Here is a 22,038-nt window from a genome sequence, read left to right on the forward strand (position 1 = left end):
GTGTCGGGCTGGTGAACCGAAGAATACGAGGCAGTTCAGGAACCGCTTGCGATTATTCCCGGGGGAGCGTCCGGCGGAACGGAAAAACAACAGTCGGGGCGTGGCCGATACGAGGCGGCATTAAAGTCGGCCACGGCCGACAGACGGATTCGCAAACGCAAGGAAAGTGGTGGGCGAACCCGTCGCGGTCAGGCCGACCGACATCGACGGGCTCGTCCACGCCACCTTCTGCAACGGGCAGATGTGCGAAATCGACCTGCGAATCACCGGTGTCCCTGTGCCATACGGGGCCGCGCACCTATGCATTCAGGTGCTGCGCCGCCGCGGTGAAATCGTCTTTCGAAATGCCGGCCAGCGTCAGGACTTCCGCCCCGGGATACTGCGCGAAATTCCGGTCGATCGAGCGCAGATAGGCCGGATCGTAATGCTCGACGAGCAGCTGGTCCACGAGCTCCGGCATGCGGCCCGTGTTGGCCAGGTCGTGCCAGGCGTCGATGCGCGCGCGGCCGTGCAGTTGCACGAGGTGGTCCAGCTGCGCATTCAGCGCGGCCGGGTCGGCGCAGAAGTGGTGATAGTCTTCCATCAGCAGCTGCACGCGCAGCGGGCGATCGAGCTGCAGGGCGATGCAGGGCGCGGCGCGCATGCGGTCCATGACGGCGTCGGGCACGCGCAGATTGCCCACCTTCTTGCTCTCCGATTCGACGAACACCGGCCTGGCCGGATCGAAGCGGCGCAGCTTGTCCCAGATGCGCGTCTCGAACATCTTCTGGCTCGGCTGCGGCTCGCCCGGCAGGTGGCCGAGGACGGAGCCCCGGTGCGCGGCCATCTGTTCCAGGTCGAGCACCTGCGCGCCGATGGCGTCGAGCGTCTCCAGCAGGCGGCTCTTGCCGCTGCCGGTCGTGCCGCACACGACGCGGAAGTCCAGCGCCGGCGGGTTCTCCAGCGCCGCTGCGACGTAGGCGCGAAAGGCCTTGTAGCCGCCGTCGAGCTGCACGACGGGCCAGCCGATCTTGGCGAAGATCAGCGCCATCGAGCCGCTGCGGTTGCCGCCGCGCCAGCAGTAGACGAGCGGCTTCCAGTCCTTGGGCTTGTCGGCGAACAGCGTCTCGACGTAGCGGGCGATGTTCTGCGCGACGAGCGGGGCGCCGATCTTCTTGGCTTCGAACGCGCCCACCTGCTTGTACGTGGTGCCGACAAGGATGCGCTGTGCGTCGTCCAGGGTGGGACAGTTGATGGCGCCGGGGATGCGGTCGAGCGCGAACTCGGACTCGCTGCGTGCGTCGATGATGGTGTCGAACTGGTCGAGCATGGGCAGGACGTCGTCGACGCCGAGGACAGCAGGGTATTTCATTATCGTTTCACGAGAGGCGCGAATTGCGGCCAGATGTTGTTGAGGATGGTCGGATGGGCCGTCGCCAGCGGGTGCATGCGGTCGGCCTGGAAGTTGGCCGGGTCCTGCGCGACGCCGTCCAGCATGAACGGCACCAGCGGCACTTTATACGTGCCGGCGAGGTCCTTGTACATGCCGGCGAAGCGTTCCGTGTAGGCGCGGCCGTAGTTGGGCGGCATGCGCATGCCGACGAGCAGGACCTTCGCCCGGTTCTCCTGCGCCAGCCGGATCATCGTGCGCAGGTTGTCTTCGGCCGCCGCCACGGGGAGGCCGCGCAGGCCGTCGTTGGCGCCCAGTTCCAGCACGACGACGTCCGGCCTGTGCTGGCGCAGCAGGGCGGGGAGGCGCGTGCGGCCGCCGCTCGTCGTCTCGCCGCTGATGCTGGCGTTGACGACGTGGGCGTCGATCTTCTGTGCCTGGAGGCGCTGCTCGAGCAGGGCGACCCAGCCCGTGCCGCGCGCGAGGCCGTATTCGGCCGACAGGCTGTCGCCCACCACGAGCACGGTTTTTGGGGCAGAATAGGCGCTCCCCGACGCGGTCATTCCAAGAACCGCGACGGCAGCTATCGTCCATTTCCTGAGTAAAGCAAGCATGCGTGATATTCCCGAGGCGTCAAAAGGCGGTGCAGGACAGGCTGGAGGCGGCACGCCCGCGATCGAAGTCCGCGGGCTGTCCAAGCGCGTGCTCGATGCCAGCGGCCCGCTCACCATCCTGCACGAGGTGGATTTTACCGTGCAACCGGCCGAGACGCTTGCCCTCGTCGGCGCCTCCGGTTCCGGCAAGTCCACGTTGCTCGGCCTGTTGGCCGGCCTGGACACGCCGTCGTCGGGCCAGGTCATGCTCGACGGGACCGACATCTTCGCCCTCGACGAGGACGGCCGCGCCGCGTTCCGCAAGGCCCGGCTGGGGTTCGTGTTCCAGTCGTTCCAGCTGCTCGCGCACCTGAACGCGCTGGAAAACGTGATGCTGCCGCTGGAATTGCGGGGCGACGCCGACGCGCGTGCGAAGGCCGAGGCGATGCTCGGCCGCGTGGGCCTGGCGAGCCGCCTGCGCCACTACCCCAAGTATCTGTCGGGCGGCGAGCAGCAGCGCGTGGCCCTCGCCCGCGCCTTCGTCACCGAACCGCCGCTGCTGTTCGCGGACGAGCCCACGGGCAGCCTCGACGCCGCCACCGGGGAAGCCGTCATCCGGCTGATGTTCGAGCTGAATCGCGAACGGGGCTCGACGCTCGTCCTCGTCACCCACGATCCCGCCATGGCCGCGCGCTGCGGCCGCACGCTCACCATCGCGGCCGGCCGGCTCGCGGTCTGACCCCGTTCACGCGCGGTCCGCATCGGCCACGAGCGCATTGAGCTCGGCACGGATCGCCCGCGGCAGTTCGCCCGCCGTCAGGCCGATGGGACCCTTGCCCGCGGCGACCAGACGGTCCGCCGCGGCGCCGTGCAGCCAGACGCCGGCCAGCGCGGCTTCCCACGCCGGCCAGCCCTGGCTCAGCAGGGTGCCGATCAGGCCCGCCAGCACGTCCCCGGTGCCGCCCGTGGCCAGGCCCGGGTTGCCCGTCGCATTGATGACCACCTCGCCGTCCGGCCGCGCGATGACGCTGCCGGCGCCCTTGAGCACGACGACCGCGTCCAGCCGCTGTGCCAGTTCGCGCGCATTCTCCAGCCGGTCGGCCTGGATGACGGGCGCTGTCACGCCCAGCAGGCGCGCGGCTTCCAGCGGGTGCGGCGTGACGACCGTCGCGCCGTCGTGCGCGGCGAGGCGCGCGGCCAGGTCGGGGCTGGCCGCGCACAGGTTCAGCGCGTCGGCGTCGACCAGCAGCGGCCCCGTGCCGTCGATCACCTTCGACAGCAGGTGCGTGGCGCCGGCCGAATCGCCCATGCCGGGGCCCGCGACGACCGTGCGGCCGTCGAACGCGAAGCCGGCGGCGTCGCGGAACATGATCTCCGGCTGCACCGGGTCCAGGCCGGGGCCCGGATCGACGGCGGCGACGAACACGCGGCCCGCGCCCGCATACAGCGCGGCGCGCGCGGCCAGGATGCCGGCGCCGGCCATCCCGCGCGCGCCGCCCAGCACGGCCACGTCGCCGTACGTGCCTTTATGGGAATTGCGCCGGCGCGGCGCGAGCAGGGCGGCGAACAGCGCGGGCGCGTTCAGCCGCGCGTGCGCCGTCTCCGCGTGCAGGCCGGCGGTGCCGAGGCGGTTCACGTGCACGCGGCCCGCGTGGTCGCAGCCGTCGCCCGTGTGCAGGCCCGGTTTGTCGCCGAGGAAGGTGATCGTGTACGTGGCGCGCACGGCCGCGCCGTCCGGGCCGACGATGCTGCCCGTGTCGGCATCGAGGCCGCTCGGGACGTCCAGCGCCAGCACGGGACACGCCATCCCGTGCGTCGCCTCGACGAGTTCGCGCGCGCGTCCCGCGAGCGCGCGCGCGAGGCCGATCCCGAACAGGCCGTCGATCACGAGGCAGCAGCCGCGGCTATCATCGATCGCGTCGATGAAGCGCGCGCAACCGGCACGGGCGCGCTCGAGGGCATGCTGTGTTTCCGGCGACGGTGCCGCGCCGGCGAGGTGGACGACGTCGACACTGGCGCCGAGATTGGCGAGGTTCGCGGCGACCTCCAGCGCGTCGCCGCCGTTGTTGCCGGGGCCGGCCAGCACGAGGATGCGCCCGGTCGGCAGGCCGCCCAGCACCTCGAGCGCGTAGGTCGACGCGGCTTCGCCCGCGCGCTGCATCAGTGTGCCGGGCGCCAGTTGCGATTGGGCTGCCTGTTCGATGGCGCGGATCTGCGCGACGCTGTAGAGCGGATTGTCCATGCTGGTTCCGAAAGAAAACGCACGACGGTGCGGAGCATGCATTTTCGCTAAAATCGGCGCGGGGCGCGACTACAATAGCCGCTGGCTTGACTTTGACGATGGGGACAACGATGGACTGGCAGTTCTGGATCGACCGCGGCGGCACCTTCACGGACATCGTGGCGCGCCGTCCTGACGGCTGCCTCGTCACGCACAAGCTGCTGTCGGAGAACCCGGAACGCTACCGCGACGCGGCCGTCGCCGGCATCCGCCATCTGCTCGGCCTGGCGCCAGGCGCGCCGATCCCCGCGGGACAGGTGGAGGCCGTCAAGATGGGCACGACCGTCGCCACCAATGCGCTGCTGGAGCGCAAGGGCGAGCCCACGGCGCTCGCGATCACCCGGGGTTTCGGCGACGCCCTGCGCATCGCCTACCAGAACCGTCCGCGCCTGTTCGACCGCCACATCGTGCTGCCCGAGCTGCTGTACGGACGCGTCGTCGAGATCGCCGAGCGCATCGGCGCGCACGGCGACGTCGTGACTTCGCTCGACGCGGCGGCGGCGCGGCGCGACCTGCAGGCCGCGTACGACAGCGGCATCCGCGCACTGGCCATCGTGTTCATGCACGGCTATCGCTACCACGCGCACGAGGATGCCGTGGCGCGCATCGCCCGCGACATCGGCTTCACCCAGGTGTCCGTCTCGCATGAGGTCAGTCCGCTGATGAAGCTCGTGGCGCGCGGCGACACGACGGTCGTCGACGCCTACCTGTCGCCGATCCTGCGCCGCTACGTCGACCAGGTGGCGGCCGAGCTGCCGGGCGTGAACCTGCAGTTCATGCAGTCCAGCGGCGGCCTGGCGGATGCGCGCGCGTTCCAGGGCAAGGACAGCATCCTGTCCGGGCCTGCCGGCGGCATCGTCGGCATGGTGCGCGCGAGCCGCCTCGCCGGGTTCGAGCGCGTCATCGGCTTCGACATGGGCGGGACGTCGACCGACGTGTCGCATCACGCGGGCGAATTCGAGCGCGTGTTCGAGACGCAGGTCGCGGGCGTGCGCATGCGCGCGCCCATGATGGGCATCCATACCGTCGCGGCGGGCGGCGGCTCGATCCTGCATTTCGACGGCAGCCGCTACCGCGTCGGGCCGGACAGCGCCGGCGCTTACCCGGGACCGGCCAGCTACCGGCGCGGCGGGCCGCTTGCCGTCACCGACTGCAACGTCATGCTGGGCAAGATCCAGCCGCGGCACTTCCCGCACCTGTTCGGCCCGGACGCCGACCAGCCGCTCGACGCGGACGCCGTGCGCGCCGGCTTCGGCGCCATGGCCGACGACATCGAACGCGCGACTGGCACGCGGCCCGCGCCGGAAGCCGTCGCCGAAGGTTTCATCCGCATCGCCGTCGGCAACATGGCGAATGCGATCAAGCAGATCTCGGTGCAGCGGGGCCACGACGTGACGGATTATGCGCTCACGAGCTTCGGCGGCGCGGGCGGCCAGCACGCCTGCCTCGTGGCGGACGCGCTGGGCATGAAGACGGTGTTCATCCACTCGCTGGCCGGCGTGCTGTCCGCGTACGGCATGGGGCTCGCGGACCAGGGCGCGATGCGCGAACGGGCCGTCGAGCGCCGGCTGGACGACTTGAGCGCCGGGGCGCTGGCGGCCGAACTGGATGCGCTGGCCGCCGCGGCCCGCGCCGACCTGCTGGCGCAGGGCGTGGCCGGGGAGCGCATCGCCGTGCTGCGCCGCGTGCACCTGCGCTACGAAGGCACCGATTCCGCCATCGTCGTGACGGATGGGGACCGCGCGGCGCTGCAGGCCCAGTTCGAACAGGCGTACCGCCGCCGCTTTTCCTTCCTCATGCCGGGCAGGGCGCTCGTCGTGGAAGCGGTGTCGGTGGAAGCGCTGGGCCGATCCGACGCGCCGCCCGAGCAGCCGGTGCGGGGCACGCCGCGCGCCGGCGCGCCGGCGGCATTCGAAACGGTCGGGATGTACGCCGACGGCGCGTGGCGCGACACGAACGTGTACCGCCGCGAGGACATCGTGCCGGGCGACGCCATCGACGGCCCGGCCATCGTCGCGGAAGCGAATGCGACGACGGTCGTGGAGGCGGGCTGGCGCGCCGAGGTCACGCCGTACGGCCACCTCGTGCTGCGCCGCGTGCAGGCGCTGCCGCGGCGGCATGCGATCGGGACGACGGTCGACCCGGTGCTGCTGGAGATCTTCAACAACCTGTTCATGTCGATCGCCGAGCAGATGGGCCTGCGCCTGCAGAACACGGCGTACTCCGTCAACATCAAGGAGCGCCTCGACTTCAGCTGCGCCATCTTCGATGCGGACGGCAACCTCGTCGCCAATGCGCCGCACATGCCGGTGCACCTGGGGTCGATGGGCGAGAGCATCAAGGCCGTGATGCGCAGGAATGCCGGCACGATGAAGGCGGGCGACGTGTACGTGCTCAACGACCCCTACAACGGCGGCACGCACCTGCCCGACGTGACGGTGATCTCGCCCGTGTTCGACGACGCGGGGGAGCACATCCTGTTCTACGTGGGTTCGCGCGGCCACCATGCGGACATCGGCGGCACCACGCCCGGCTCGATGCCGCCGGATTCGACGCACATCGAGGAAGAGGGTGTCCTGATCGATAATTTCAAGCTGGTCGACGGCGCCGACGGCGTGCTGCGCGATGCCGAAATGCGCGCGGTGCTGGCCGGCGCGCGCTGGCCCGCACGCAATCCGGACCAGAACATGGCGGACCTGCGCGCCCAGGTAGCGGCGAACCAGAAGGGCGTGGACGAGCTGGGCAAGATGGTCGCGCATTTCGGGCTGGACGTTGTGCGTGCCTACATGGGGCACGTGCAGGACAATGCCGAGGAAGCCGTGCGGCGCGTCATCACCGCGCTCTCGGACGGGCATTTCGTGAACGAGCTCGATAACGGCGCGCGCATCGAGGTGGCGATCCGCGTCGACCGGGAAGCGCGCAGCGCGGAGATCGATTTTACGGGGACCTCCCCCCAGCTGCCGAACAACTTCAACGCACCGTCGGCCGTGTGCATGGCGGCCGTCCTGTACGTGTTCCGCACGCTCGTCGACGACGCGATCCCGCTGAACGCGGGCTGCCTCAAGCCGCTGAAGGTGATCATCCCGCCAGGTTCCATGCTCAATCCGCATTATCCGGCGTCCGTCGTCTCCGGCAACGTGGAGACGTCGACGTGCATCACGAACGCGCTGTACGGCGCGCTGCGGGTGATGGCGGCCGCGCAGGGCACGATGAACAACTTCACGTTCGGGAACGCGCGCCACCAGTATTACGAGACCATTTCCGGCGGCTCCGGCGCGGGGCCGGGGTTCGACGGCACCGACGTCGTGCAGACGAACATGACGAACTCGCGCCTGACCGACCCGGAAATCCTGGAGTTCCGCTTTCCCGTGCGGCTCGAGAGTTATGCGATCCGGCCCGGGTCGGGCGGCGCGGGGCGCTGGCACGGCGGCAACGGCGGCGTGCGCCGGATCCGCTTCCTGGAACCGATGACGGCGGCGATCCTGTCCAACAACCGCGTGCACGCGCCGTTCGGCATGGCCGGCGGAGCGCCCGGCGCGCGCGGCCGCAACGTCGTCGAGTGGGCGGACGGACGCGTCGAGGAACTGGGCCACATCGGCAAGGCCGAGATGGCGGCGGGCGACCAGTTCATCGTCGAGACGCCGGGCGGGGGCGGGTATGGCGAATTGTAAAACGAGGTAAAGAGCCCGCGGTCGGCGCTGCACGCGGCGCCGGCCTGCCTATAATCGTCCGGACTCCCGCTGTTTCACGCCACCCCGCGAGGCCGCATGAAAGTCGAGCACGTCCCCAGGATCGATGGCTTGTACTGGCTTCTCCTCGTCCTTTCCGGCGTGTTCGGCACCAATGCCGCAGACTTTTTCTCCGATGTCCTTGGCCTCGGCCATGCCGGCGCGCTGGCCGTGCTGCTGTTGTGCTGCGCGTGCGTGCGCGTCGCGGCGCGCGGCGGCGGCGGACGCCATCCGGCCGGATTCTGGCTGCCCGTCGCCCTCGTGCGCGCCGCGGGCGCGAGTGCCGCGGACGTGCTGCACGACCTGCGCTGGAGCGTCCTGCTGGCCGCGCTGATGTGCGTGACCGTGTTCGCCTGGAGCCCGCGCCAGGGCCGTCCCGGCGCGCCGCACGGCGCGGGCGACGGATTGTGGTGGTGGACGATGTTCGTGGCCAGCGCGGCGGCCAGTGCGCTCGCGGACGCCGTCGCGGCCGGCCTGGACCTCGGCTTTTTCCATGCGGGCCTGGTGCTGGCCGCACTCGCGGCGCTGCTGCTTTTGTTGGTGCGCGGACGGCGGCCGCTGCGGCCCGGGGTGTTCTGGTTGACGATTCTCGCGCTCCAGGCAGCGGCCGGCGCCGCCGGCGACGCCTGCGCGCAGCGCGTGCTCGGGCTGGAACTCAGCACGTTCGCGTTCGGCGTCGGTTTCGGCCTCGTGCTGACGGCGCTGCGCATCCTGGCGGACGGCGACCTGCCGCCCAGCCGTCCGCGGGCCTAGGTGCCCGCCGCCGCGATACCGTACTTGCGCTTGGCGGCGGCCAGCTCCGCGTCGAGCGCGGCCAGGCGCGGGTGGTCCGGGTCGATCGCGCGGATGTGTTCCAGCTGCTCTTCCGACAGCGCGGCGAGCGGGTGGTCCCAGCCCATCTCCATGATCTGGCGGAGCACGCCGCCGACGACGGCGACCATCACCTGCAGGTTGTTCGGCGCCATGTGCAGCGCTTCCAGCAGGGTTTGCACGGCGCCGCGCACGTCGCCCATGTTGCGCTTTTCGTCCGCCACGCCGAGCAGGATCTGGGCCTGCGCGCGCAGCTGCTTGCCGATGCCGTCCGCGAGGTCGGGCCGGCCGGCCCTGACGAACACGTTCAGCGCCTGCTGCGGCGACAGCGCGTCGTCGCCGCCGTTCAGCGCGCCCAGCATGACTTCCGACGCCTCGTCGTCCATGCGGTGCGTGAGGCACGATTGCGCCAGCCCCACGCGCATGTTCGGCGACAGCGCGCCGCCCGTGCGCACGGCGTCGACGGCCAGCTTGAGTTCCTTGACGGCGGCCGCGCCGTTGCCCGCCGCGTCGTGCAGCAGCGCCACCGAGATCGCCTTGCAGGCTTCCGCGGCCGGCGTGCCGCGCAGCGAGCGTTCGAGGTCGCGGATGACGGTCGACGCGCCGGCCGGATCGCCCTTGCCGACGAGCGCGCGCACGAGGTTGACGTGGTCTTCGGGATTGCGGAACTCCGAGTAGCGCGAGCGCGTGACGACCTGGCGGAACGATTTCTCGGCACCGTCCGTGTCGCCCGTTTCGAGCGCCACCTCGCCCAGGCGGCGCAGGCGGCGCACGACGTAGGGCGAGATCGCGACGGCGTCTTCCAGCGTCTTCTTGGCCTGCGCCGCGTCGCCGCGCTCCTGCTGGCAGCGCGCGAGCAGGTCGTATGCGGCCATCAGGCGCGGATTGTCGGCCACGATGTGTTCGAGCAGCGGAATCGCCTCGTCCGTGCGGCCCTGGGCGGCGACGGCGCGCGCGAGCCCGAGCCGCGCCCAGCCCACCGGTTTGGCCGCCAGCACGTCGCGGTAGACGGTTTCGGCCAGGTCGTGCTCCTTGAGCGAGGCGTGCAGCTCGGCGCGCAGCCGGGCGAAGTCGAGCGCATGCGCGGGTCGCGTGCGGGCCGATTCGATGGCCGCTTCGATCGCCTCGCGCGGCTTCGCCTGGGCGATCAGCTGGTAGACGGGAAGCAGGGCGGCGCGGCGCGCGACGGCTTTCTGGATGCGTTCGTGCAGCACCTGGACCGTGAACGGCTTCAGGATGTAGTCGGTCGGCGTCAGCTCGGCCGCGCTGACCACCTTGCCGTACGTGCCCTCCGCCGTCAGCATGATGAAGATGGACCAGGGCGGGATGATGCGGTGGTGGCGCAGGTCTTCCAGCAGCTGCTGGCCGTCCTGGCCTTCGCCGCCGCCGTCCGCCCCCCTGGTGCCGCTGCCCAGGTCGTATTCGCACAGTACGATGTCGAAGGACTTGCGGCCGAGCGCCTTGATCGCGGTGCCCGCGTTCACGGCCGACTCGATGCGCGTCACGCCCGCCTGGTTGAGCATGTTCTGCAGGTTCGCGCGGATGCCGGCGTTGGGGTCGACGATCAGCACGCTCAACTGAGCGTTCAGTTGGGTGCCCGGCTGATTGGCCGCCGGCGTGCCGGGCTGGCTGGATGAGCTTTTTTCTGGCATGCGTTTCGGTATCCGTCGGTCCGCGCGAGGTATTTTTCAGCACTACGATACCGCTAAGCTGCAAGGTCGGCAACTTTTCGCTGCGCGTGCGCCCCGGGCGGCCGACCGGGACGGGGCCGACGCTGTATAATAGCGGGCTTCTTTCACCCGCAGCCACGCTGCATCAACCGACTTTCAAGCCATGTTGATTCTGCCGGGTTCCAACGCCCTCTCTGCCTTCCGTAGCCAACGCCTCCTCACGCAACTGCAAGCCGTCGCCCCGACGATTGCCGACGTGTCGGCGCGCTACTACCACTTCATCGATGCAAGCGCGCCCCTCACCACGGAGGACACGGAACGCTTGAGCGCAATGCTCACCTATGGCGAGCCTGTGCCGGAAACGCAGTACGAGGGCGTGACCGAGGAATTCTTCGTGATCCCGCGCCTGGGCACGATCTCGCCGTGGGCCTCGAAGGCCACCGACATCGCCCACAACTGCGGCATGGCCCACATCCATCGCGTCGAGCGCGGCGTGGCGTTCAAGGTCGTACTGAAGAGCGGCATCCTCGGCACCGGCTTCGGTGCGCCGAAGAAGCTGGCGGACGACGAGATCGCGGCCGTCGCCGCGCTCCTGCACGACCGCATGACGGAAACGGTGCTGCGTGCTGCCTCCCAGGCGCACGCGCTGTTCACGGACCTGGAAAGCCGTCCGCTCGAGGCGATCGACGTGCTGGGCCGCGGCCGCGCGGCGCTCGCCGAGGCGAATGCCGGCATGGGCCTGGCGCTGGCCGAGGACGAGATCGACTACCTGTTCGACGCCTTCACGCGCGTGCAGCGCAACCCGACCGACGTCGAGCTGATGATGTTCGCGCAGGCGAACTCCGAGCACTGCCGCCACAAGATCTTCAACGCCGAGTGGACCATCGACGGCGCGAAACAGGACAAGAGCCTGTTCCAGATGATCAAGAACACGCACCAGCTGCAGCCGAAGGGCACGATCGTCGCGTACAGCGACAACTCGGCCATCATGGAAGGCGCGCAGGCGCTGCGCTTCTTCCCCCAGGCCGGCAGCCAGGAATACGCACCGGTCACCGACCTGACGCACACGCTGATGAAGGTCGAGACCCACAACCACCCGACGGCGATCTCCCCGTTCCCGGGCGCCTCGACGGGCGCCGGCGGCGAGATCCGCGACGAGGGCGCGACCGGCCGCGGCGCCAAGCCGAAGGCGGGCCTGACGGGCTTCACCGTGTCGAACCTGTACCTGCCGGACGCGGTGCGACCGTGGGAAAACGCGGCCAACGTCAACGGCGCGGACAAGGCCGGCGCCGACCAGGTCTACGGCAAGCCGGAACGCATCGCGTCGCCGCTGCAGATCATGGTCGACGGCCCGCTGGGCGGCGCCGCGTTCAACAACGAATTCGGCCGGCCGAACCTGGGCGGCTACTTCCGCGTCTACGAACAGAACGTGGGTCCGACGGCACTCAGTTCCACGGCCGGCGGCAACACCGTGTTCGGCTACCACAAGCCGATCATGATCGCCGGCGGCATCGGCAACATCGCGGGCGGCCACACGCACAAGGACGAGATCCCGGTCGGCAGCCTGCTGCTGCAACTGGGCGGCCCGGGCATGCGCATCGGCATGGCCGGCGCGGCCGCGTCGTCGATGGCGACCGGCACCAACACGGCCGACCTGGACTTCGACTCGGTCCAGCGCGGCAACCCGGAGATGGAGCGGCGCGCGCAGGAAGTCATCAACAGTTGCTGGCAGCTGGGCGACGCGAACCCGATCATCTCGATCCACGACGTGGGCGCGGGCGGCATCTCGAACGCCTTCCCCGAGATCACCAACGACGCCGGGCGCGGCGCCACCTTCGACCTGCGCAAGGTGCCGCTGGAAGAAAGCGGCATGTCGCCGAAGGAAATCTGGAGCAACGAATCGCAGGAGCGCTACGTGCTGGCGATCGCGCCCGACGACCTGGCGCGCTTCGCCGCCATCTGCGAACGCGAGCGCTGCCCGTTCGCGGCGGTGGGCGTCGCCACGGAAGAGCGCCAGCTGCGCCTCATCGACCCGATCACGGAAAAGGACGGAGGCGCGTCCCCGGTCGACATGCCGATGGACGTCCTGCTCGGCAAGCCGCCGAAGATGCACCGCAACGTCGAGCACGTGGCGAATGAATTCAAACCCGTCGACGTCACGGGACTGGACCTGGAAGAAGTCGCGCGCCGCGTGCTGCTGCTGCCGACCGTGGCCGATAAATCGTTCCTGATCACGATCGGCGACCGCACCGTCGGCGGCATGAGCGTGCGCGACCAGATGGTCGGCCCGTGGCAGGTGCCCGTCGCCGACTGCGCCGTCACCACCTTGAGCTTCGAAGGCTACAAGGGCGAAGCGATGGCGATGGGCGAGCGCACGCCGCTGGCCGTCATCGACGCCGCCGCGTCGGGCCGCATGGCCGTCGGCGAGGCCATCACGAACATCGCCGCCGCGCCGATCGCCGACATCTCGGCCATCAAGCTGTCCGCCAACTGGATGGCCGCGTGCGGCCAGCCGGGCCAGGACGCCGCGCTGTTCGACACGGTCAAGGCCGTCGGCATGGAGCTGTGCCCGGCGCTGGGCGTGTCGATCCCGGTCGGCAAGGATTCGCTGTCGATGCGCACGACGTGGACCGAGGACGGCGAGAACAAGGCCGTCGTATCGCCAGTCTCGCTGATCGTGTCGAGCTTCGCGCCCGTCACCGACGTGCGCAAGACCCTGACGCCGCAACTGCGCACGGACCTGGGCGACACGTCGCTGATCCTGATCGACCTGGGCCGCGGCAGGAACCGCCTGGGCGCCTCCGCGCTGGCGCAAGTCACGCAGCAGCTGGGCAACGACACGCCGGACGTCGACAACCCGGCCGACCTGAAAGCCTTCTTCGCCGCGATCCAGCAACTGAACGTCGACGGCAAGCTGCTGGCCTACCACGACCGCTCGGACGGCGGCCTGTATGCCACGCTGTGCGAGATGGCGTTCGCGGGCCGCGCCGGCGTCTCCGTCAACCTCGACATCCTGACGATGGAAGGCGAGCATGCCTCCGACCACGGCGACGCCAAGAACTGGGCGGCGCAGGTGGGCGAGCGCCGCAACGAGATGACGCTGCGCGCGCTGTTCAACGAGGAGCTGGGCGCCGTCGTGCAGGTACGTACGGACGAGAAGTCGGCCGTCATGAACGTGCTGCGCACGTTCGACCTGGGCGCGTGCAGCCACATCATCGGCAAGGTCAACGACCGCGGCGTGGTGGAGTTCACGCGCGACACGAAGGTCATCTACAGCAAGCGCCGCAGCGAACTGCACCGCCTGTGGAGCGAGACGAGCTGGCGCATCGCGCGCCTGCGCGACAACCCGGCGTGCGTCGACCAGGAATACGACCGCCTGCTGGACGAGCAGGACCCGGGCCTGACGCCGAAGCTCGTGCACGATACAGCCGTCAACATCGCCGCGCCGTTCATCGCGACGGGCGCCCGCCCGACCGTGGCGATCCTGCGCGAGCAGGGCGTCAACTCGCACATCGAGACGGCATGGGCGATGCACCAGGCGGGCTTTTCGGCCGTCGACGTGCACATGAGCGACCTGATCTCCGGCCGCGCCAAGCTGGACGACTTCAAGGGCCTGATCGCCGTGGGCGGCTTCTCGTACGGCGACGTGCTGGGCGCCGGCGAAGGCTGGGCCAAGACGATCCTGTTCAACGCCGAACTGAAGGCCGCGTTCGCGCAGTTCTTCGGCCGCGCCGACACGTTCGGCCTGGGCGTGTGCAACGGCTGCCAGATGATGAGCAACCTGAAGACGATCATCCCGGGCGCCGAAGCGTGGCCGAAGTTCACCCGCAACAAGTCGGAACAGTTCGAAGCGCGCTTCGGCATGGTCGAGGTGATGGATTCGCCGTCGATCTTCTTCCAGGACCTGGCGGGCACGCACGCGCCGCTGGCGATCGCGCATGGCGAAGGCTACGCGGACTTCTCGCAGACCGGCGACATCGCCAAGGTCGTGAAGGCGCTGCGCTACATCGACAACCGCGGCGTGGCGACCGAGGCGTATCCGTTCAATCCGAACGGCTCGCCGGAGGGCCTCACGGCCGTCACGACGCCGGACGGACGCTTTACGGTCATGATGCCGCACGCGGAGCGCGTGGCGCGCACCGTCACGATGTCGTGGCATCCGGATGGCTGGGGCGAGGATTCGCCGTGGGCGCGCATGTTCCAGAATGCGAGGAAGTGGGTGGGTTGATTCGACACCCCGCATGAAAAAGCGCTCCCTCGGGAGCGCTTTTATTTTGTCGATCACAAACCGCTGCCGGTAACCGGGCCGGTTTTTGTTATATATTATTAAACGAAAAATGTTGCAAACGGGGACGAACGAGCCCCATTGCCGGCGCACGAACGCATCCAAAAAAGGGAGAATCATGACAACGTCGCGTTATCAATGCACGGACTGCTTCAAGACCTATATCGGTCCCACGCTGCCGAATCCAATGATGTGCAATTGCAGCCCGCCAAAGGCGATCGCCGCCGATCCGGCGCCGGCGAAAAAGGCAAAGCTGAGCGCCACCGCGGCCGTCTTCGAACCATCGTCCACGCCGGTTGCCGCGATTGCGACGGGCGAGGTGTATGACGGGACCGATCCGGGGGCATTGAACCAGGAATTCTTCTTTGTCGAGGCGCCGACGCCGCAGTACCGAACCACCTTGCCGCATGGGCACATCACATGCAATATGGACGGCTCGGTCGCGAACATCTCCTACACGTCGCGCACGGGTCAGAAGACATCCTTTGTCAGTACGGCCACGGACTGGAACGCCATATTGGCGGACTCGGCCGCTGTGTATAACGCCATGTGTGCAACGATGAAGTGCTGGTACCCTTCCTGGAGCAATTCCTGAACGATCAGGCGAGCAGCAAGGCGGTGAGCGCGAGCCCCGCCGGCACCGTTTGCACGAACAGGATGCGCCGCGACACGGTCGCGGCGCCCCACACGCCCGCGATGGCCACGCACACGAGCCCGAACACGGCGAAGGCGCGGCCGACGGTCGGATCGGGGTGCAGCAGCCCAACCGCCAGCATCGCCACCAGGAAGCCGTTGTAGCAGCCCTGGTTCGACATCAGCGGCGCCAGCGCGTCCACCTGGCCCTCCTTGAGCCCGAAGACCTTCCTGCCGCGGCTGCGGAACAGGACGGTCTCGATGAGGACGATGTAGACGTGGATGGCGATGACGACGGCGGTGAGGACGGTGGCGATCAGCAGCATGAATGTTCCAGTCGAGAAAGATGTACGTACTGTACCGTATTCGCGCGCGTTCGCGGCTTTCCTCTTCCTGAATGCATGCCCTGTGCCAGCGTCCGCCGCGGGACCGGCGCCGCGAGTCCGATGCACGCGCGGCGCTCATCCCGCACCACGCGATCAGCGCATCAGCTTGTCGAGCGTCGGCTGCATCTCGCGCTGCCAGATCTTGTAGCCGTCGCCGTTCGGGTGCAGCAGGTCGGGGAAGATGGTCTTCGACAGCGTGCCGTCCGGCGCCAGGAATGCCTTGCCGAAGTTGAGGAAGAACACGTGCTTGCCGTCGGCCAGCCCGGGCAGCAGCGCGTTGACTTTCTCGTTGTTCAGGCGCAGGTCGTCGTCGGGCTTTTCGCCGCGCGGGAAGATCGCCAGCAGCAGGATCTTCGTGCGCGGCAGGTGCTTGCGGATTTCCTGGATGTCGCGCTTGATGCCGGCGTAGATCAGTTCCGGCGCCTCGTGGCGATGGCCCGTGTTGTTCGTGCCGATCATCATGACGGCGACCTTCGGCGGGATGCCGTCGATCTCGCCGTGCTCCAGGCGCCACAGGACGTTTTCCGTGCGGTCGCCGCCATAGCCCAGGTTCAACGCGTGATACTTGCCCCAGAACTCGTCCCACAGCGGCTTGTCGTTCTTTTCCCAGTTGTGCGTGATGGAGTCGCCGATGAAGACGAGGTCCGTCGGTTCGCCCGCGGCCTTGCGGCGTGCGATCTCGGCCAGTTTTTCCTTGTGCCGCGGCATCCACCAGTCGAGCGACCACGATTCGTTCAGCGGCGACGGCGTCACGCTCGCGGTGCGGTAGTCGGGGCAGGCCTCGTTGGCCTTGCCGGCCGCGTCGATGCGGATGTTGGCGATCTCGACGTCGCCGTCGCCGGTGCCGTCCAGCGCGAACGGCGTCGTCACGGCGCTGAAATCGTCGCCCTTGCGGTAGAAGCACGACAGCGCATAGCTCAGGTGGCGCCAGCCCTTGCCCTGGGCCGCGCGGGCATCGATCACGTCCACGACCTTGCGCTCGCAGTCATGGCCGCAATCGACACGGTAGGTCAGGCCACCCTTCGCCAGCTCGTTCACTTTCAGGTCGAACGACACCGTGCCCCTGGCCAGGTAGGGGCGCAGGTCGAGCGGGGCGCTCTCCACGCGCACGGTCGAGAACCAGGCTTTCTTCCAGGTCAGGCCGAGTGCGTCGGCGGTCGTGTCCTTGGCCGTGCGGCGCGCTTCGACGACGGCGCCCGGCAGTTTCGGATCGTTGTCCATGCGGCCGGCGGCGGCCGTCAGCGGTTGCTGGACGTCGAAGTCGCCGAACATCACGTGGGCGCCGGCGAGAGGCTGGGCGACGTACAGGGGCAGGGCGGGCGCGGCCGGCGCGGCCGCGGCGGCCGTCGCGGCCATTGCGGCCGTGGCGGCCAGGATGAGGGCAGAGGAATGGCGGAAATTCATGGCGTCTCGTGCTTGATCGTTTGGTTGTTTGGTTGTTTTGTCGAACAAATAGGTCAAAAAAAAGCGCCCCGGACGGGACGCTTTCTCTTGCCGAACCAGCTTACTGGATCTTGGCTTTCTTCATCAGCTCTTCGCGGTATGCAGCCAGCTTGCGCTGCTGCAGCGATTCCGCGACCTGCTGCTTCACTTCTTCCAGCGGCGGGACCTTGGCCGGACGTACGTCTTCCAGCTTGATCACGTGCCAGCCGAACTGGGTGTGCACCGGGGTCTCGGTGACTTGACCTTTTTGCAGCGAGGTCATGGCCTTCGAGAACTCAGGCACGAACGAGGCCGGGTTTGCCCAGTCCAGGTCGCCGCCGTTCGGTGCCGAACCCGGGTCCTTCGACTGCTTGGCCAGGTCTTCGAACTTGGCGCCGCCTTTCAGCTTCGCGATGATCTGCTTGGCTTCGTCTTCCGTGCCGACGAGGATGTGGCGGGCGTGGTATTCCTTGTCGCCCACCTGCGCCTTGTACTTGTCGTACTCGGCCTTGATGTCCGCATCCTTGACCGGATTCTTCTTGATGTAATCGGCCAGCATCGCATTGATGATGATGCTCTGGCGCGCGTTGTCGATTGCGTTCTTGACGTCCGGACGGGTGCCGACGCCTTGCTTGTCGGCTTCCTGGATCAGGACTTCGCGGCCGATCAGGTCCTTCTTGATTGCCTCGCGCAGTTGCGGGGAATCGGTTGCCTTGCCTTGGGCGACGACCTGTTTGACCACCTGGTCAACCTTGGCCGCAGGAATGGGCTTGCCATTGACGGTCGCAACGTTCTGCGCGAACGACGGCAGGGCTACCATCGCGGTCATGGCTAACAACAGGCGGGCTGGCTTCACAATCATTTATTCGATCCTATCTAAAACCGGTGGTGGTGTCCGGTAGTCAACACGAAAAGTCGCCAGGGCGACGAAAACCGGCAGCCTGGGCCGCCGGCGCTGCAATGTTACTGCACCTTTGCTTTTTTGACCATTTCTTCCTGGTACGCGGCCAGCTTTTGCTGGGTCAGCGCTTCGGAGATCTGCGGCTTGACTTCGGCCAGCGCCGGCAGCTTGGCCGGGCGCACGTCGTCCAGCTTGATCACGTGGTAGCCCACCTGGGTCTTGACCGGGGTGTCGGTGATCGCGCCTTTCTGAAGATTGGTGAAGCCGGCAGCAAATTCCGGCGGGAACGAGGACGGGCTCGCCCAATCCAGGTCGCCGCCGTTGTTGGCGGTGCCGGTGTCCTTCGACTGCTTGGCCAGGTCTTCGAACTTGGCGCCGCCTTTCAGCTTGGCGATGGCCGCCTTCGCTTCGTCTTCCGTCGCGAACAGGATATGGCGCACGTGGTATTCCTTGTCGCCCGTCTGCTTGGCGAAGCGGTCGTACTCGGCCTTGACTTCGGCGTCCGTCACAGGGTGCTTCGTGATGTAGTCGCGCGCGAGGGCGTTGATCACGATGGTCTGGCGCGCGTTCTCCAGCGCCGCCTTGACTTCCGGATTCTTTTCGTAGCCCTGCTTGATCGCTTCCTGCATCATCACCTCGCGCGAGATCAGGTCCTTCTTGATCGCCTCACGCAGCTGCGGGCTGTCGGTGCCCTGGCCTTGCGCCACGACCTGCTTGACGATGGCGTCGGCGCGCGAAGAGGGGATCGCCTTGCCATTCACCACGGCGAGGTTCTGTGCGAACGAAGGCGAGTATGCGAAGGATGCGGCGATAGCGATCAGGGCTAACAGTAGCCGCGCTGGCTTAAAAGTCATTTTGTTTCCTGTGAGGGGGTTGCTTGGACGAAGATTTGATTAATAATTATTGTGATGCGTAGCGGATTCTGAATCAGCTTACTTACAACTCACTTAAAACTCCCTGAAACCGCGCCGTCACGACTGTTCGGACGGTGCGAGGGCGGTGATCGCCAGGGCATGTATGTCGGAGTGCATCATACCTTGCACGGCATCATATACCAGTCGATGACGCATGACCAGCCTCACTCCCTCGAAGCGTTCCGAAACGATTTTCACTCGGTAATGCCCACCGCCGGAGGCCGCGCCGGCATGGCCTGCATGCAGGTGCGAATCGTCGCCGACTTCCAGTACGGACGGGCTCAACGCGGCGTCCAGCAACTGGCGGATGCGTTCCACGCGCTCGCTCATCATGCGTCTCCCTTGCCCTGGCCTTGCGGCTGTTCGTGCTCTTCGATGTACTTCGACAGCATCAGCGTCTGGACGACGATGAACGCGAAAAAGATGCCCGTGATGCCGAACAGTTTGAAGTTCACCCACGCGCCCGTATTGCCCTTGAAGACGATGAAGGCCATGACGAGGTTCAGCACGCCGATCGCGGCGAAGAAGGTCATCCACGCATAGCCCACCCTGGCCCAGACGGCGTCCGGCAGCCTGATCTGCGCTTCCATCACCTTGCGCATCAGGTTGTTGCGGAAGCCGACCTGGGCGACGAACAGCGCCAGCGCGAAGGCCCAGTACAAGATCGTCGGCTTCCACTTGATGAAGCTTTCGTCGTGGAAGTAGATCGTGGCGCCGCCCGTCACGACGATGACGCCGAGCGAGAGCCACAGCATGCCGTCGACCTTGCGGCCGCGCGCCAGCAGGTACAGGATCTGCAGGATCGTCGCGACGATGCCCACGAGGGACGCCAGCATGATCGGCGCCTGCTCGGGCGTGACGTTGCCGCCCGAAATCAGGCCCCCCATGTACTGGACGGCAAGCGCATGCGCCGCGTCCTGGTGGCCGTCCGCGAATTTATAGACGAGGAAGAACAGGATGACCGGGAACAGGTCGAACAGGAATTTCATAAGCTGACTCTATCCTCGTTCAGACCGGCTCGAAACGGAGCGCGGCCGAGTTGATGCAATAGCGCAGGCCGGTCGGCGGCGGGCCGTCCGGGAACACATGGCCCAGGTGGGCGTCGCAGACGGCGCAGACGATTTCCGTGCGCACCATGCCGTGGGTGCGGTCGGTCTTTTCGATCACATTGTCCGGATCGAGTGCGCGGAAATAGCTGGGCCAGCCGCAGCCGGACTCGAACTTGGCGTCCGATTCGAACAGCGGCGTGCCGCAGCACACGCAGTGGTAGATGCCGTGCTCGTGGTGGTCCCAGTACTTGCCCGTGAAGGCGCGTTCGGTGGCCGCGTGGCGCGTCACCTGATATTCCATCGGGTCCAGCTCGGCGCGCCATTCGGCGTCCGCCTTGATCACTTTTGTCATTTTGTCGGTCATGATTTTTCTGTCGTCATGGAATCAGGATGAGCAGCTCACTTCGAGGTGGGAGGCCCAGTCCGGCGGCAATGCCGCATAGCTGTCGTGCTCGGGCTGGTCGTCGAACGGGCGCTCGAGCACGGCCAGCAGCCTGCGCACTTCGTCGAAGTCGCCATTCTGCGCCTTTTCGATCGCCACCTGGGCGAGGTAGTTGCGCAGCACATACTTGGGGTTGACGGCGTGCATCGCAACCCGGCGCGCCGCGTCCACGCTGCCTTCCAGGCGCAGCCGGTCGCGATATTGCGCGGCCCAGGCATCGAAGGCGGCGCGGTCGAGGAACAGGTCGCGCAGCGGCGCATCCGCCTCGTCGCGCTGCGCGTGGGGCACGTCGACCTCCAGTTCGCCCAGGCGGCGGAAGAACAGTGTGAAGTCGACGTGGTTCGCCTGCATGAGCTTGAACATATCGTCGGCCAGCGCGCGGTCGTTCTCTTGCGTCGATTTGAGGCCGAGCTTGGCATGGAGAAGTTCGTCGAACTTTTCGCCGTAGGCGTCGATATACACGTCCAGCGCGGCCTGCGCCGCTTCCTGGTCCCCGATCAGCGGCAACAGGGCGTTGGCCAGCGCATAACAGTTCCAGTGGCCGACGGGGACCTGGTTCGCATACGAATAGCGGCCGCCCTGGTCCGTGTGGTTGCAGATGTGGTCGACGTCGAACGCTTCCATGAAGCCGAACGGCCCGTAGTCCAGCGTGATGCCCAGGATCGACATATTGTCAGTGTTCATCACGCCATGCATGAAGCCGACGGCCTGCCAGTGCGCGATCATCCGTGCCGTGCGGCGCGTGACTTCCTCGAGCAGGGCGACGTAGGGATTCGGCGCGTCGGCCAGTGCCGGGTAAAAGGTCTCGATGACGTAGTCGGCCAGCGTGCGCAGTTCTTCCGGCTTGTTGTTGTAGCGCCAGTGCTCAAAGGAACCGAAGCGCACGAAGCTGGGCGCCATGCGGGTGACGACGGCGGCCGTTTCCATCGTTTCGCGGATCACGCCCTGGTTCGAGCCCGTCACCATCAGGGCGCGGGTCGTCGGGATGCCGAGGGCGGCCATCGCTTCCGAGCACAGGAATTCGCGGATCGACGAGCGCAGCACGGCGCGGCCGTCGCCCATGCGCGAATACGGCGTCATGCCGGCGCCCTTGAGCTGGAGTTCCATGCGCCCGTCCGGCCCGGCGATGTCGCCCAGCAGGATCGCGCGGCCATCCCCCAGCTGGCCCGCCCAATGGCCGAACTGGTGGCCGGAATACACGGCCGCCAGCGGCTGCGCGCGCTGCGGCACGTCGTTGCCCGTGAAGACGGCGACGAAGTCCTCGTGCGCGAGGTCGGCCGGGTCGAGTCCGACGAGCCGCGCCGCCGGCGCGCTGGCCGCGACGAAGTACGGCGCGGGCAGGGGCGTCGGCATCAGGCGCGTGTAGAACGCGGGCGGCAAACCGGCAAAGGAGTTGTCGAACGGCAGGTCGTCGGCGGTGCGGGTGCTGATATCGCTTCCTTGTCTGAATGAGGGCTGGTGTGCGGATTTTACCCCACACGCGCGGATTCTATGGGGCTCACCGGTGCGCAAACCATGCAGGTTACATTCCGTAACCGTTTTGTAATGTTGCGCC

General features: G+C 67.5%; 17 protein-coding genes. 5 read left to right on the forward strand and 12 right to left on the reverse strand.

Annotated features, from left to right (window positions below):
* Positions 1 to 298: 298 nt before the first annotated feature.
* The gene (gene mnmH / locus ASC93_RS20065; RefSeq protein WP_056446467.1) at positions 299 to 1,351 is read right to left on the reverse strand and encodes a tRNA 2-selenouridine(34) synthase MnmH; all 1,053 of its coding nucleotides are present in this window, start codon (positions 1,349 to 1,351) and stop codon (positions 299 to 301) included.
* Positions 1,351 to 1,932, reverse strand: a complete 582-nt coding sequence (locus tag ASC93_RS20070) for an arylesterase (RefSeq protein ID WP_229412807.1) — start codon at positions 1,930 to 1,932, stop codon at positions 1,351 to 1,353. The genes mnmH and ASC93_RS20070 overlap by 1 nt, the downstream gene beginning before the upstream one ends.
* 49 nt (positions 1,933 to 1,981) lie before the next feature.
* Here ASC93_RS20070 and ASC93_RS20075 point away from each other — a divergent pair, with 49 nt between their 5' ends.
* Positions 1,982 to 2,701, forward strand: coding sequence for an ABC transporter ATP-binding protein (locus tag ASC93_RS20075; RefSeq protein WP_056446473.1), 720 nt, complete (start codon positions 1,982 to 1,984; stop codon positions 2,699 to 2,701).
* A gap of 6 nt (positions 2,702 to 2,707) precedes the next feature.
* Here ASC93_RS20075 and ASC93_RS20080 read toward each other — a convergent pair whose 3' ends face one another.
* On the reverse strand, positions 2,708 to 4,204 hold the full coding sequence (locus ASC93_RS20080; RefSeq protein ID WP_056446476.1) for a bifunctional ADP-dependent NAD(P)H-hydrate dehydratase/NAD(P)H-hydrate epimerase: 1,497 nt from the start codon (positions 4,202 to 4,204) through the stop codon (positions 2,708 to 2,710).
* Positions 4,205 to 4,314: 110 nt separating this feature from the next.
* On the opposite strand from ASC93_RS20080, the gene ASC93_RS20085 reads away from it, so the two are divergent.
* Together ASC93_RS20085 and ASC93_RS20090 are read left to right on the forward strand one after the other, a co-directional pair.
* The gene (locus tag ASC93_RS20085; protein WP_056446479.1) at positions 4,315 to 7,914 is read left to right on the forward strand and encodes a hydantoinase B/oxoprolinase family protein; all 3,600 of its coding nucleotides are present in this window, start codon (positions 4,315 to 4,317) and stop codon (positions 7,912 to 7,914) included.
* 96 nt (positions 7,915 to 8,010) lie between these two features.
* Positions 8,011 to 8,724, forward strand: a complete 714-nt coding sequence (locus ASC93_RS20090; RefSeq protein WP_157202032.1) for a hypothetical protein — start codon at positions 8,011 to 8,013, stop codon at positions 8,722 to 8,724.
* On the opposite strand, the gene ASC93_RS20095 is transcribed toward ASC93_RS20090, so the two are convergent.
* Entirely contained in the window at positions 8,721 to 10,433 is a 1,713-nt protein-coding gene (locus ASC93_RS20095; RefSeq protein ID WP_082548191.1) for a tetratricopeptide repeat-containing response regulator, read from the reverse strand. The two genes, ASC93_RS20090 and ASC93_RS20095, sit on opposite strands and share 4 nt — an antisense overlap.
* A gap of 181 nt (positions 10,434 to 10,614) precedes the next feature.
* Here ASC93_RS20095 and purL point away from each other — a divergent pair, with 181 nt between their 5' ends.
* Both purL and ASC93_RS30985 read left to right on the forward strand, forming a co-directional pair.
* The gene (gene purL / locus ASC93_RS20100; RefSeq protein ID WP_056446485.1) at positions 10,615 to 14,679 is read left to right on the forward strand and encodes a phosphoribosylformylglycinamidine synthase; all 4,065 of its coding nucleotides are present in this window, start codon (positions 10,615 to 10,617) and stop codon (positions 14,677 to 14,679) included.
* Between the two features lie 175 nt (positions 14,680 to 14,854).
* Positions 14,855 to 15,331: a hypothetical protein gene (locus ASC93_RS30985; protein ID WP_157202033.1), complete on the forward strand. Its 477-nt coding sequence runs from the start codon at positions 14,855 to 14,857 to the stop codon at positions 15,329 to 15,331.
* Between the two features lie 4 nt (positions 15,332 to 15,335).
* Here the strand turns inward: ASC93_RS30985 and ASC93_RS20110 are convergent, their stop codons facing one another.
* The 8 genes from ASC93_RS20110 to ASC93_RS20145 all read right to left on the reverse strand — a co-directional run bounded on the left by ASC93_RS20110 (position 15,336) and on the right by ASC93_RS20145 (position 21,890).
* Entirely contained in the window at positions 15,336 to 15,695 is a 360-nt protein-coding gene (locus ASC93_RS20110; protein ID WP_056446492.1) for a DUF1304 domain-containing protein, read from the reverse strand.
* Between the two features lie 153 nt (positions 15,696 to 15,848).
* Positions 15,849 to 17,159 carry a GDSL-type esterase/lipase family protein gene (locus ASC93_RS20115; RefSeq protein ID WP_056446495.1) on the reverse strand — a complete coding sequence of 437 codons (1,311 nt, stop codon included), beginning with the start codon at positions 17,157 to 17,159 and terminating at the stop codon, positions 15,849 to 15,851.
* A gap of 100 nt (positions 17,160 to 17,259) precedes the next feature.
* Entirely contained in the window at positions 17,260 to 18,039 is a 780-nt protein-coding gene (locus tag ASC93_RS20120; RefSeq protein WP_056446498.1) for a peptidyl-prolyl cis-trans isomerase, read from the reverse strand.
* Between the two features lie 101 nt (positions 18,040 to 18,140).
* On the reverse strand, positions 18,141 to 18,932 hold the full coding sequence (locus ASC93_RS20125) for a peptidyl-prolyl cis-trans isomerase (protein WP_056446502.1): 792 nt from the start codon (positions 18,930 to 18,932) through the stop codon (positions 18,141 to 18,143).
* Positions 18,933 to 19,049: 117 nt separating this feature from the next.
* Positions 19,050 to 19,325, reverse strand: a complete 276-nt coding sequence (locus tag ASC93_RS20130; RefSeq protein ID WP_056446504.1) for a BolA family transcriptional regulator — start codon at positions 19,323 to 19,325, stop codon at positions 19,050 to 19,052.
* Positions 19,322 to 19,981 (reverse strand): septation protein A, encoded by a 660-nt coding sequence (locus tag ASC93_RS20135; RefSeq protein ID WP_056446507.1) that lies wholly within the window; start codon positions 19,979 to 19,981, stop codon positions 19,322 to 19,324. The genes ASC93_RS20130 and ASC93_RS20135 overlap by 4 nt, the downstream gene beginning before the upstream one ends.
* 19 nt (positions 19,982 to 20,000) lie before the next feature.
* Positions 20,001 to 20,393, reverse strand: coding sequence for a peptide-methionine (R)-S-oxide reductase MsrB (gene msrB / locus ASC93_RS20140; RefSeq protein WP_200958379.1), 393 nt, complete (start codon positions 20,391 to 20,393; stop codon positions 20,001 to 20,003).
* Between the two features lie 33 nt (positions 20,394 to 20,426).
* Positions 20,427 to 21,890 carry a YdiU family protein gene (locus ASC93_RS20145; RefSeq protein ID WP_082548218.1) on the reverse strand — a complete coding sequence of 488 codons (1,464 nt, stop codon included), beginning with the start codon at positions 21,888 to 21,890 and terminating at the stop codon, positions 20,427 to 20,429.
* Between the last annotated feature and the right edge of the window lie 148 nt (positions 21,891 to 22,038).

This window comes from Massilia sp. Root335, assembly GCF_001425685.1.
Lineage (GTDB): Bacteria > Pseudomonadota > Gammaproteobacteria > Burkholderiales > Burkholderiaceae_D > Telluria > Telluria luteola.

Bases quoted from the DNA above. Each gene is read 5' to 3' on its own strand.
- mnmH (WP_056446467.1), bottom strand. From the start codon at position 1,351: ATGAAATACCCTGCTGTCCTCGGCGTCGACGACGTCCTGCCCATGCTC.
- ASC93_RS20070 (WP_229412807.1), bottom strand. From the start codon at position 1,932: ATGACCGCGTCGGGGAGCGCCTATTCTGCCCCAAAAACCGTGCTCGTG.
- ASC93_RS20075 (WP_056446473.1), top strand. From the start codon at position 1,982: ATGCGTGATATTCCCGAGGCGTCAAAAGGCGGTGCAGGACAGGCTGGA.
- ASC93_RS20080 (WP_056446476.1), bottom strand. From the start codon at position 4,204: ATGGACAATCCGCTCTACAGCGTCGCGCAGATCCGCGCCATCGAACAG.
- ASC93_RS20085 (WP_056446479.1), top strand. From the start codon at position 4,315: ATGGACTGGCAGTTCTGGATCGACCGCGGCGGCACCTTCACGGACATC.
- ASC93_RS20090 (WP_157202032.1), top strand. From the start codon at position 8,011: ATGAAAGTCGAGCACGTCCCCAGGATCGATGGCTTGTACTGGCTTCTC.
- ASC93_RS20095 (WP_082548191.1), bottom strand. From the start codon at position 10,433: ATGCCAGAAAAAAGCTCATCCAGCCAGCCCGGCACGCCGGCGGCCAAT.
- purL (WP_056446485.1), top strand. From the start codon at position 10,615: ATGTTGATTCTGCCGGGTTCCAACGCCCTCTCTGCCTTCCGTAGCCAA.
- ASC93_RS30985 (WP_157202033.1), top strand. From the start codon at position 14,855: ATGACAACGTCGCGTTATCAATGCACGGACTGCTTCAAGACCTATATC.
- ASC93_RS20110 (WP_056446492.1), bottom strand. From the start codon at position 15,695: ATGCTGCTGATCGCCACCGTCCTCACCGCCGTCGTCATCGCCATCCAC.
- ASC93_RS20115 (WP_056446495.1), bottom strand. From the start codon at position 17,159: ATGAATTTCCGCCATTCCTCTGCCCTCATCCTGGCCGCCACGGCCGCA.
- ASC93_RS20120 (WP_056446498.1), bottom strand. From the start codon at position 18,039: ATGATTGTGAAGCCAGCCCGCCTGTTGTTAGCCATGACCGCGATGGTA.
- ASC93_RS20125 (WP_056446502.1), bottom strand. From the start codon at position 18,932: ATGACTTTTAAGCCAGCGCGGCTACTGTTAGCCCTGATCGCTATCGCC.
- ASC93_RS20130 (WP_056446504.1), bottom strand. From the start codon at position 19,325: ATGATGAGCGAGCGCGTGGAACGCATCCGCCAGTTGCTGGACGCCGCG.
- ASC93_RS20135 (WP_056446507.1), bottom strand. From the start codon at position 19,981: ATGAAATTCCTGTTCGACCTGTTCCCGGTCATCCTGTTCTTCCTCGTC.
- msrB (WP_200958379.1), bottom strand. From the start codon at position 20,393: ATGACAAAAGTGATCAAGGCGGACGCCGAATGGCGCGCCGAGCTGGAC.